Origin of the sequence: Tenacibaculum sp. UWU-22, from assembly GCF_041021355.1 — a bacterium.
Lineage (GTDB): Bacteria > Bacteroidota > Bacteroidia > Flavobacteriales > Flavobacteriaceae > Polaribacter.
This window is the reverse complement of sequence record NZ_JBFNGP010000001.1, coordinates 533,456-544,937: the sequence shown is the minus strand read 5'-3', so window position 1 is coordinate 544,937 and position 11,482 is coordinate 533,456. Positions and strand designations below refer to the sequence as shown.

The window sequence follows — 11,482 nt, the reverse complement described above, 5'->3', positions numbered from 1 at the left end:
TATGAAACATGGTAAAAATGATTCTTACACGAAAAGAATTTCGTGTATCCTGACCTTTATGAGTGTATTTTTATTTGCTCTTGTTGGCTGTAAAGACAACGCAGTAGACGATTTACAACCTCAATCACAACAACCGGAAGTACAATCAAATTCAATTGCCGCAAGAGGTGTTTCTACCCCCAATTATAATAGTTCTTACCAATGGGGTAACCTTGCTATTGGAGGTGGTGGTTATGTTACGGGTCTTGTTATACACCCAACAGCGCCTAATGTTATGTATATTCGTACAGATGTTGGTGGGGCTTACCGATGGGATGCTTCAAAATCGGAATGGATTCCGATGCTTAGAAATGTTGGTGAAAAAGGTTATAAAGGAGCAGCGGGGATAGCATTAGATAAAAATAATCCGAATAGAGTGTATGCAGCTCTTATTGGAGGAATCTATCGGTCAAATGATAAAGGGGCTACTTGGAATAAGATAAAGTCATTAACGTACGATCCAAATGCTGAAAAGAGATGGTTTGGAGAGCCTATAGCCGTTGACCCAAACAACAGCGATGTTATTTATGTAGGTACTGTAGGTGGTGATGTACTTCGATCGCTTAACGGGGGTAATACATGGGCTACTGTTTATGATGGTGATTCAGAAATACGATCAATTGTTGTAAATCCTAATATGGTAAGTAACGGGCGATCTAAAAAAGTATATGTAGCTGTTAGAGGTAGTGATAAAGGGGTGTTTCGTAGCTCAAATGGAGGAAATTCTTTTTATAAGATGGACGGTACTCCAATAAATCCAAATAGTTTAACTTTTCAAGGAAGGCTTTATGTAACGTATGATACTGGGGTATCTAAATACGGTAATGGTACTTGGACAGACCTTACCCCTAACGGAAACCATGTAAAATATGGAGATATCGCTGTTGATCCAAACAATACCTCAAATTTGGTTACAAACAAGTGGATAAAAAAGAATGAATATGCGATTTATCGTTCTTCTAATGGGGGAAGCTCTTGGCAAAAAATAAATACAACATCATTGCCTGTTGTACAACATCAAAAACCTCAATGGTGGCAAAACAATTGGTTTGCAGCAGCAGCAGCAGCTTTTGCATTTGACCCACATAACTCAGGCAGCTTATATCTTACCTGTTGGTATGGTGTTTGGCGTACACCTAATGTTTGGGCTAACCCAATTGATTTTTATGCAGAAGAAAAAGGGCATGAAGAAGTTGTTACCATAGCGCTGAAATGCCCACCTTCAGGGGCAAAGGTATATAGTGGTGCAGCTGATGTTTTTGGTTTCAGAAATACTTCATTAACCAATTACCCAACCAAACGATTGTATTATAAGAATAATACTATTGATTTAAAACAAGGTTTTGATATCGCATATTGCGAATCGCAACCCAATAACATTGCTTATCTTGGTGCTGTTGGTAAATACCCAAAGGCTGGCAACTCAAAGGTAATAGTGTCGTCTGACTATGGTAATACATGGGCTGTACGGGCGCTTCCTAATTCTGGTTCAAGATTGGGTAATATAGCAATAGCTTCAAATAATCCTGATAAAATGGTGTATGTAGAGGGGGGTAGTACAGGAAAAGTTTACTATTCAAAAGATAACGGTCGTTCTTGGAAACAAGCTGGTGGAACTGGAGTGCCAACAGGAGCTTCTTTAGGTAAAGGCGGTAGTAATGATGTGTGGAATAAAGTATTTTGTATTACTGCAGATGCCGTTTATGCTAACACTTTTTATTTGTTTTATGACGGATACCTTCGTGCCTCTTATGATGGTGGAGCTACTTGGGCTATAAAAAATACGTCAAATCGAACAAATATTGAACACGGTTTTGTAAATGTGGCAGCAGCCCCGGGTGTAGGTGGTGCCGTTTGGGTAAGTCTTGATAGTCAAGGTCTTTACAAATCGTCTAATGGGGGTAAAAACCTTACAAAAGTTACAGCCTTTACAAAAGCAATTTCTTTTTCATGGGGGGCTCCTATACAAGGGTCTACTTTTCCAACGGCATATTGTTTCGGTGTTAAATCTGGAGTATTAGGGTTATACCTTTCTACTGATGAAGGAGCTACTTGGACCCGAGCGGACCATGGCGGAGAATACCTTAACAGAGTAAAAATAATTGCAGCAGATAGACAAACTTTTGGTCGTGTATATCTTGGAACTGGAGGGGAAGGAGTGCTTACTGCACAACTATAACCGATATAACAATATTTAAGAATTATATATATGTATTTATATATAAATGTGAGTTTTTTGTGAGTTAGTTTGAATTGGAAGAATCGCCTAAGAGTAATTTTAGGCGGTTTTTTTAAACTTTAGTATTTAAACTGATAAGTACAAAAAAAGGATAGGCGGGTATTAGACCCGCCTATCTTTTTTTTGCTTAGTTTTAAAACAGATTTATTTGTAAATTTTACTTTATTTTTAGATAAAAAATTTTCATTAATTCATTAACTCTTCAATTTCATCTGCCTCGATAGGAATGTTACGCATTAAATTAAATGGTTGACTGTTTTCTTGAATTACAACGTCATCTTCTATTCGAATGCCAAATCCTTCATTTGGAATATAAATACCAGGTTCTACGGTAAATACCATATTGGCTTGCATGGGTTCGTGTAGTAAGCCATAGTCGTGGGTATCTAAGCCCATATGGTGACTGGTTCCATGCATAAAATATTTTTTATAAGCAGGCCAGTTTGGGTCTTGATTTTGAACGTCTACTTTATTTAACAAACCTAAATTAATTAACTCAGCAGTCATTATTTTACCAACTTCGGTATGGTATTCATTCCACTTAGTGCCTGGAACAAGCATTTTTGTTGCTTCGTTTTTTACGCGTAATACAGCGTTATATACATCTTTTTGACGGGCAGAAAACCGACCAGAGACAGGAATTGTACGTGTCATGTCGCTAGCGTAATTAGCATATTCGGCAGCTACATCCATCAAAATTAAATCGCCAGCCTTGCATTGTTGGTTGTTTTCTATATAATGTAACACATTTGCATTTTTACCACTGGCTATAATAGGGGTATATGCAAATTTTTTTGATCGGTTTCTAATAAACTCGTATATAAATTCGGCTTCTATTTCGTATTCCCAAACATTAGGTTTTACAAAATTTAATACGCGTCTAAAACCTTTTTCGGTAATGTTACAGGCTGTTTGAATTAAGTCAATTTCTATCGCATCTTTAACCGACCGTAAGCGTTGTAAAATAGGATTGCTTTTGGCTACTGAATGTGCGGGATATTTATTTAATAACCATTTTGTAAAACGTGCTTCACGAGTTTCTGTTTCTACAGTGGCTCGATAGTGTTCGTTGGTATTTATGTATACGGTGTTAGCAAGAGCCATTATTTCTGCTAATACGTTTTTAAATTCTTGTAGCCAAAAAACAGTTTTTATTCCGCTTGTTTCTAGGGCTTTTTCTTTAGTTAATTTTTCGCCTTCCCAAATGGCAATATGCTCATTGGTTTCGCGTAAAAATAATACCTCTCTGTATTTTTCTTTTGGGCAGTTTGGAAATAAAACCAAAATACTTTCTTCTTGGTCAACTCCACTTAGGTAAAAAATATCTCTATGTTGTTCAAAAGGCAAAGTGCTGTCTGCGCTTACCGGATAAATATCATTAGAGTTAAATATGGCTACACTGTTAGGTTTCATTTGAGCCATAAAATTTTCACGGTTTTTTATAAAGAGTTGGTTGTTTATTGGAAGGTATTTCATGAGACCGTATAATTTAAATTAAAAACATTCAAAAGTACATAATCCTATTTTTTTAAGTACATTAAATATGTTTTTATTTTGGTTTTAGTAGGGTTAAGCTTAAAAACAGGTGAGTGTTTTTAAAATAGCAAAAATTGTAAGAATGCTAACTGAAATAAGTTAGCAGGTTAATTTCCTAAATGAAATAAGGCATCACCCATATTAATAATAGGAAAATTGTTTACCGCAATAATGTATCCGTTTTTAGGCGATTTTACCGCAAATTTTGTTTCTCCGTAAGTATCCATAATATAACCTAAAACTTCCCCTTTTTTAACTTGAGAACCATTTTCTATTTTCACACTAAATAATCCGGCAACTTTAGCACGAATCCAACGGCTATTCGTAATTACAATCGTTGGGTCTTCTTTTGGAATTTTTACCGTTTTACTAATCATGTTAAAATAACGGAGTATTCGAAGCGTACCATAAATACCGTGTTGGGTAGCATTTTCATCTAACCTAAGCGATTCGCCACCTTCGTATACAATAATAGGAATTGCATTTTTAAAGCACTCGTTTCTAAAAGATTTTGGTATAAGTTTAGACCCAAACATTACAGGAGCGTTAAATATTTCTGCTAATTGCTTTGCGGTATGATCTTGCGGGGTGTATCGTATTTGAGGGTAATTGCTTCGTTGTGCACCACCTGTATGAAAATCGATGCCAAAATCTACGTTTTTGATGAGCTCTTGCATTAAATAAAAAGCCATTCTACTGGCTAAAGAACCTGTTTTTGACCCTGGGAAACTACGGTTAACATCTTTGCCATGCATGTCTCTAGACAAGTTTAAAAAACCAAAAATATTTAACAGGGGTACCACAATTACACAGCCTTTGTATATTTTATACGATTTGTCTATTAACATTCTACGAATAAGTTCTATGCTATTAACTTCATCGCCATGTAAGCCGCCTTGTAATAAAATAGTAGGGCCTGCCTGTTTACCATTAAAAACATAAACAGGAATTTCTATTAGGGTGCCTGTAGGCAATCGATCTATGGCAATTTTAATTAGCTTAGATTCGCCTAAACCTATTTTTTGCCCTCGAATTTCTACTACTTCGTTTTTAAATTCTTTTTTAAACATTTGTTTTCTACGTACTTAATAATTCCTTCGGCAACATTTATTTTAGTATAAGCTTCTATACCTTGTAACCCTGGGGTTGAGTTTATTTCGATAAGTAAAGCCCCTCTTTTAGATCGAATTAAATCTACCCCAGCAATAGGCAGCCCTAAATATTTTGCAGATTGAATTGCCATTTTCTTTTCTTGATTAGATAGGTTTGCAACAGACCCACTACCGCCTCTATGAATGTTAGATCGAAAATCATCGTCTAATCCTTTTCGTTTCATCGATGATAAAATTTTGTTTCCTGCAACAAAAACACGAATATCTTCACTATTACTCTCTTTAATAAATTCTTGTAACAAAATACTAGTATTCATACTATACATTGCATCGATAATTGATTTGGCAGATTTTTTACTTTCGGCTAACATAACCCCCATACCCTGTGTACCTTCTTGTAGTTTTATAATTACAGGAGCACCGCCTAATAATTCTATTTGTTCAGATATGTTTTCGGGGTTTACCGAAAAAACAGTATCAGGAATAGGAATGTTTTTTCGATTCATAATTTGCAAGGTACGTACTTTGTTTTGAGCTCGTATAATACCAAGAGATCGCGCAGTGCTAAATACGCCATTCATTTCAAATTCTTTTACTACTGCAGCTCCGTGACGGGTTACAGAAGCACCGATTCGCGGAATAATTACGTCGGCTTTATCAATAATATTTTCACCTTTATATATAATTTTTCGTTTACCCCTACTTAGTTTAATTGAACATTTGGTGTGATTAATAATGCGAACCGTATGCCCGCGTTTTTTTGCTTCTACATAAATTCGTTTAGTAGAATAAATATTTTCGCTTACCGATAAAATAAAAATATTCATAATACACAAATCTAATTAATTTTATGGTACGGTAAAACTACTTCTGTTAACATAAAAAATGATTTTATGTTTGTACTTTTGAAATTTTAAAACAACAATAACTAAAACTGTAATTAGGTACTGCAATTTTTTAAAATAAAGTATTTAAATATTACAAAAGTAAAAGGTTTAACTTAAAATTTATATACGTGAAAAGTATCATTAAATTAGCACTCTTTTTTTTACCTATAATTGTTTTTTCACAACAACTACCTACCTCTTCAAAGGCGGTTCAAGAAGCAGTAGCTAAAAAAGCAGTAATGTCTAAAAATTCGTTAGTTAAAAACGTTGCTCTTACAAATATTGGGCCAACGGTAATGAGTGGTCGGGTAGTAGATGTAGCTGTAAACCCTAATAATACAATCGAATTTTATGTTGCGTATGCTTCAGGAGGACTTTGGTATACCAATAATAATGGAACAACTTTTACCCCTGTTTTAGATAATGCCGCTACACAAAATATTGGTGATATTGCGGTTGATTGGAAAACAGGTACATTATGGGTTGGTACAGGTGAAAATAATTCTTCACGTTCTTCATATGCAGGAATAGGAATATTAAAATCAACAGATAAAGGTAAAACATGGTTGTCTGTTGGTTTGTTTGATTCACATCATATCGGTAGAATTTTAATAAATCCAGATAATCCAGAAGAGGTAATTGTAGGGGTGTTAGGACATTTGTATTCGCCTAATGCAGAACGTGGAATTTATAAAACAACCGATGGTGGTAAAACATGGAAAAAAACGTTGTATATAGATGAAAATACAGGAATTATTGATGTACAACCTGCTCCTAATAATTTTAATGTGCTTTATGCTGCTTCTTGGCAGCGCATTAGAAAAGCATGGAATTTTGATGGAAGTGGAAGTAATTCGGCTATTTATAAAAGTATTGATGGCGGAGACTCTTGGGTTAAAATATCTGATAATAATGGTTTTGTAAACGGAAAAGGTGTTGGTAGAATTGGATTAGCTGTTTTTGATGAAAATACCGTGTATGCTTTACTTGACAATCAATTTAAAAGAAAACAACAAAAGAGAAAGAAAAGAAAAAAGATAAAAAAAACGTCAAAAAAACAACAAAAAGAAGATGAAGAAAAAGAGACAGATGCATCAGTTATAGGGGCAGAAGTATATAGAACAGATGATGGTGGGAAGTTATGGCATAAAACAAATTTATCATACTTAAATTTATATTCTTCATACGGGTATTATTTTGGTGAAATACGAGTTGATCCACAAAATAAAAATGCGATATATATACTTGGGGTTTCTATTATGAAATCAAAAGATGGAGGAAAAACGTTTACTTCAATTAGCCGAGAAAATGTACACGCAGATCATCATGCCTTATGGATAGACCCCAAAAAACAAGGACATTTAATTAATGGTAACGATGGAGGTTTAAATCTTTCATATGATGATGGAGAAAGTTGGTTTTTATTAAATCAGCCCCCTGTTGGTCAATTTTATTCGGTTTTTGTTGATAATCAAGAGCCGTATAATGTATATGGTGGTCTACAAGATAATGGTGTTTGGGTGGCTAAAAATAATGCGAAAATTAATAAACAATGGCAACAGAGTGGTAAAAACCCCTATCAAAAACTTTTAGGAGCCGATGGAATGCAAGTTGTGGTTGATAGCAGAGACCCAACTATTGTGTATGCAGGATATCAATATGGTAGTTATTATCGTATTGACAGAAAGTCTGAAGAAAAAAAGAGTATTCGCCCAAAATCTACTTCAAAAAAAAGCTCTTATCGGTTTAACTGGCAAACACCTATTCAATTATCAAAACACAACCAAGACATTGTTTATTTAGGAAGTAATAAATTGCACCGCTCTTTAAATCGAGGCGATGATTGGGAAACTATTTCTGATGATTTAACTCAAGGAGCTAAAAAAGGGAATGTAGTTTACGGAACGTTAACAACGATAAGTGAAAGCCCATTTCAATCAGGGCTAATTTATGTAGGTAGTGACGACGGGTTAGTACATGTAACCAAAAATACAGGAGGTAGTTGGGAAACCATTTCAAATACACTTCCTCAAAATTTGTGGGTTACTCGTGTTATTGCCTCGGCTCATAAAAAAGAACGGGTTTATGTAACTTTAAACGGTTATCGATACGATGATTTTACCCCGTATATATACCTGTCTGATAATTATGGTGTAACGTGGAAAAATATTGGAAGCACCTTGCCAATGGGAGCTGTTAATGTAATAAAAGAAGATCCAGAAAACGAAAATGTTTTATACGTAGGTACCGATAATGGTTTGTATGTAACTTTTGACAAAGGTAATAGTTGGCAGGTGTTTAATAAAAATTTTCCACAAGTTGCTGTACATGATTTAGCTATTCAACCAACAGAAAAAGAATTGGTTGTGGCTACTCATGGGCGAAGTTTATACAAAGTTAATATCGCCCCATTACAAAAATTAACAGCTGATTTAACCCAACAAGCAGTTCATATTTTTGAAATAAAATCAATTAAAAAAAGAGATTCTTGGGGGCAATCAGCAAAATCTGATGAACCAAAAATTTCTATTCCTTTTTATAGTGATTCAGCAACAGAAGTAACCGCAGCTATTTTTTCGGGGTCAATAAAGGTAAATACGTTTACAATTAAGGCAGATAAAGGTTTTAATGAAGCAGTTTATGATGCAACTTTTTCTGAAGAAGGAAAAAAAACATACGAACAGAAAAATAAACCTGTAAAAAAAGCAAATAATAATCGGTATTACTTGCCAAAAGGAGAGTATACGGTAAAAATAAATGGAGCAAAACAGAATTTTAAAATAAAATAATTTTTAGAGTTTTAAATAGAGTTGTCATATGGGTATTATACAAATTAATAATATTAGGCTTAATGCATTTCATGGGTGTTTAGACGAAGAGGGTAAAATTGGTAGTGAATACAGGGTTGATGTAGAAATAAAAACCGATTTAAAAAAAGCTTCTGAAACCGATAATTTAATAGATACTGTTGATTATGTACATTTAAATTATATTGTAAAACAAGAAATGGCAATTCGAGCTAAATTATTAGAACATGTTGCAAAACGTATTTTAGATAGAATTTTTGAGGAAATTTCTATGGTTAAAAAAGCCACAATAAAGGTAGCTAAAATTAACCCACCTATAGGCGGAAATGTAGAAGACGTTACTATTGTTATATCAAAAAAGCGGAAAAAGTGATTTTTTCTTGTTGTAAAGTATAAAATATGTATTTTTGTCGTCCGTAAAAGGTACCGTGGCCGAGTGGCTAGGCAGTGGTCTGCAACACCATCTACAGCGGTTCGAATCCGCTCGGTACCTCAAGTATTAAGGTTCTTCGTAAATGAAGAACCTTTTTTAATTTTTCTCTAAAAATAAATACACAGGAAAATGGTCTGAAAATCCACCTTGATACCAAGGTCCAATGTACGTTCTAAAAGGGCTTCCTTTTAATTTTCCTTTATAAACTTTCAACCATTTTTTATTAAAAACTTCTGCGTATAAAAAAGAGTGTGTTCCAGCATTTTTTTGAAAGAAATTTTTTGAAAAAATAATTTGATCAAATAAATCCCATTTACCATTATAAGTTAATGATCCATATCCTTTGTCGAACAAGCTTTCCATAGGATTGTAAAAATTATCGGTTACCAACGTTTTTTTTATACTTTCGCTTGTAGGCTCATCATTAAAATCGCCCATAATAATAATTTTTGCATTGCTATCCGTTTGGTAAATATCTGCGATAATAGATTGTACTAATTTAGCTGCTTTTATCCGTTTATGCCTAGTTTTTTCTTCACCATCTCTACGCGAGGGCCAATGGTTTACAAAAATGTACATTAATTCGCCATTTAATTTTCCTTTTACCAGTAAAATATCTCTAGTGTAATCTCTTTTGCCTTCATCTGTTTTTAATAATAATGGAAAGGTTTTGTTTTCTATAACTTCAAAATACGTTTTGTTATAAAGTAAAGCAACATCAATACCTCTTTCGTCTGACGATTCGTGGTGTATATAGCTGTAGTCGTATTTGCTTAGGTTTTTATGTTGTACTAAATCGCGAACTACTTTACTGTTTTCTATTTCTACTAGACCAACAATAACAGGAGGCATCTGTGTTTTTTTTGCCCCTAATTGTGCTATTACAGCGGTTATTTTTTTAATTTTATTTTTATACCGTTTTTTGTTCCAGTGTTTGCGACCCTTAGGTGTAAAATCATCATCTAATGTTAGTGGGTCATCTTCTGTGTCAAACAAGTTTTCGGTATTGTAAAAAGCAATAGTGAACAGATTGTTTTGAGCTGTCATTTTTTTAAATTGAATTGACAATGTACAAAAAAATATTGCGGATATAAACACTTTATGAGCCTATTGTTTTTTGTTTTGCAAAGTGCTGAAGTTAAATAATATTTACATTTAAATTCTTTGTATTTTTGCCTTTAGAATGATAGAAGCAGAAAAAATTACGTTAGAAGAAGCTGTTTTAATTGGTGTAATTACACAACATCAAGACGAAAAAAAAGCTGAAGAATATTTAAATGAGTTGGCGTTTTTAACCGCTACCTCAGGCGGTAAGGCTATAAAACGGTTTGTACAAAAATTAGAAAAACCACACCCTAAAACATTTTTAGGAGCGGGTAAACTCGAAGAGGTAAAGGCGTATATAGACGCACGTAATGTTGGTACCGTTATTTTTGACGATGAGTTGTCGCCAGCTCAGTTGCGTAATATAGAAAAGATACTAGAATGTAAAGTTCTTGATAGAACCAATTTAATACTTGATATTTTTGCTAAAAGGGCGCAAACAAGTTCGGCAAAAACACAGGTAGAATTAGCGCAATACGAATATTTATTACCTCGTTTAACACGCCTTTGGACCCACCTAGACAAACAAAAGGGAGGTATTGGTATGCGTGGACCTGGAGAAACAGAAATTGAAACCGACCGACGTATTATTCGCGATAAAATTTCGTTACTCAAAAAGAAGCTACAAACCATAGACAAACAGATGGGAGTACAGCGAAAAAATAGAGGTAAAATGGTGCGTGTTGCATTAGTGGGGTATACCAATGTGGGCAAATCTACTTTGATGAATGTAATTAGTAAAAGTGAAGTATTTGCCGAAAATAAACTGTTTGCTACGTTAGATACAACGGTTAGAAAAGTGGTGATTAAGAATATTCCGTTTTTAATGACTGATACGGTTGGTTTTATAAGAAAATTACCCACCCAATTAGTAGAGTCGTTTAAATCTACTTTAGATGAGGTTCGTGAAGCAGATTTGTTATTACATGTGGTTGATATTTCGCATCCGAATTTTGAAGATCATATTGAATCGGTAAATCAAATTTTAGATGAAATTGACAGTGCCGATAAACCCATGGTAATGGTGTTTAATAAAATTGATGCTTATACACATAAAACCATTGATAAAGACGATTTAATGACCGAGAAAACTAAAGATTATTACAGTTTAGATGACTGGAAAAAATCATGGATGAATGATCTTGAAAATGAATCTATTTTTATATCGGCTCAAAACAAAGAAAACATAGAAGAGTTTAAAGAAAAAGTTTACGAAGCGGTAAAAAATATACATATTCAACGTTTTCCATATAACGACTTTTTATATTACGAGTATAAAGAAGAAGAATAAGTTTTTCGATTTTATAATAAAAAAAGCAACTACT

Annotated in this window: 8 protein-coding genes and 1 tRNA gene; 5 read left to right on the top strand and 4 right to left on the bottom strand. The window is 33.9% G+C overall.

Annotation, left to right across the window (positions count from 1 at the left end; genetic code table 11):
* Window position 1 precedes the first annotated feature (1 nt).
* Window positions 2-2,218 (top strand): hypothetical protein, encoded by a 2,217-nt coding sequence (locus AB2B44_RS02460; protein WP_369047963.1) that lies wholly within the window; start codon window positions 2-4, stop codon window positions 2,216-2,218.
* A gap of 246 nt (window positions 2,219-2,464) precedes the next feature.
* On the opposite strand, the gene AB2B44_RS02455 is transcribed toward AB2B44_RS02460, so the two are convergent.
* From AB2B44_RS02455 to AB2B44_RS02445, 3 genes are all read right to left on the bottom strand, one after another.
* On the bottom strand, window positions 2,465-3,754 hold the full coding sequence (locus AB2B44_RS02455; RefSeq protein WP_369047962.1) for an aminopeptidase P family protein: 1,290 nt from the start codon (window positions 3,752-3,754) through the stop codon (window positions 2,465-2,467).
* Window positions 3,755-3,921: 167 nt separating this feature from the next.
* Window positions 3,922-4,884 carry a succinylglutamate desuccinylase/aspartoacylase family protein gene (locus AB2B44_RS02450; RefSeq protein WP_369047961.1) on the bottom strand — a complete coding sequence of 321 codons (963 nt, stop codon included), beginning with the start codon at window positions 4,882-4,884 and terminating at the stop codon, window positions 3,922-3,924.
* Entirely contained in the window at window positions 4,854-5,753 is a 900-nt protein-coding gene (locus tag AB2B44_RS02445) for a RimK family alpha-L-glutamate ligase (protein WP_369047960.1), read from the bottom strand. The genes AB2B44_RS02450 and AB2B44_RS02445 overlap by 31 nt, the downstream gene beginning before the upstream one ends.
* A 188-nt stretch (window positions 5,754-5,941) precedes the next feature.
* Between AB2B44_RS02445 and AB2B44_RS02440 the strand changes: the two genes are divergently transcribed.
* From AB2B44_RS02440 to AB2B44_RS02430, 3 genes are all read left to right on the top strand, one after another.
* Window positions 5,942-8,602, top strand: a complete 2,661-nt coding sequence (locus AB2B44_RS02440; RefSeq protein WP_369047959.1) for a glycosyl hydrolase — start codon at window positions 5,942-5,944, stop codon at window positions 8,600-8,602.
* 28 nt (window positions 8,603-8,630) lie between these two features.
* Window positions 8,631-8,993, top strand: coding sequence for a dihydroneopterin aldolase (gene folB, locus AB2B44_RS02435; RefSeq protein WP_369047958.1), 363 nt, complete (start codon window positions 8,631-8,633; stop codon window positions 8,991-8,993).
* A 49-nt stretch (window positions 8,994-9,042) separates the two neighbouring features.
* A tRNA-Cys gene (locus AB2B44_RS02430) sits at window positions 9,043-9,113 on the top strand.
* Between the two features lie 36 nt (window positions 9,114-9,149).
* Here the strand turns inward: AB2B44_RS02430 and AB2B44_RS02425 are convergent.
* On the bottom strand, window positions 9,150-10,100 hold the full coding sequence (locus AB2B44_RS02425; RefSeq protein WP_369047957.1) for an endonuclease/exonuclease/phosphatase family protein: 951 nt from the start codon (window positions 10,098-10,100) through the stop codon (window positions 9,150-9,152).
* Between the two features lie 136 nt (window positions 10,101-10,236).
* Between AB2B44_RS02425 and hflX the strand changes: the two genes are divergently transcribed.
* Entirely contained in the window at window positions 10,237-11,448 is a 1,212-nt protein-coding gene (gene hflX / locus AB2B44_RS02420; protein WP_369047956.1) for a GTPase HflX, read from the top strand.
* Window positions 11,449-11,482: the final 34 nt, after the last annotated feature.

Coding starts and splice junctions, on each gene's coding strand:
- AB2B44_RS02460 (WP_369047963.1), top strand. CDS start 2: ATGAAACATGGTAAAAATGATTCTTACACGAAAAGAATTTCGTGTATC.
- AB2B44_RS02455 (WP_369047962.1), bottom strand. CDS start 3,754: ATGAAATACCTTCCAATAAACAACCAACTCTTTATAAAAAACCGTGAA.
- AB2B44_RS02450 (WP_369047961.1), bottom strand. CDS start 4,884: ATGTTTAAAAAAGAATTTAAAAACGAAGTAGTAGAAATTCGAGGGCAA.
- AB2B44_RS02445 (WP_369047960.1), bottom strand. CDS start 5,753: ATGAATATTTTTATTTTATCGGTAAGCGAAAATATTTATTCTACTAAA.
- folB (WP_369047958.1), top strand. CDS start 8,631: ATGGGTATTATACAAATTAATAATATTAGGCTTAATGCATTTCATGGG.
- AB2B44_RS02425 (WP_369047957.1), bottom strand. CDS start 10,100: ATGACAGCTCAAAACAATCTGTTCACTATTGCTTTTTACAATACCGAA.
- hflX (WP_369047956.1), top strand. CDS start 10,237: ATGATAGAAGCAGAAAAAATTACGTTAGAAGAAGCTGTTTTAATTGGT.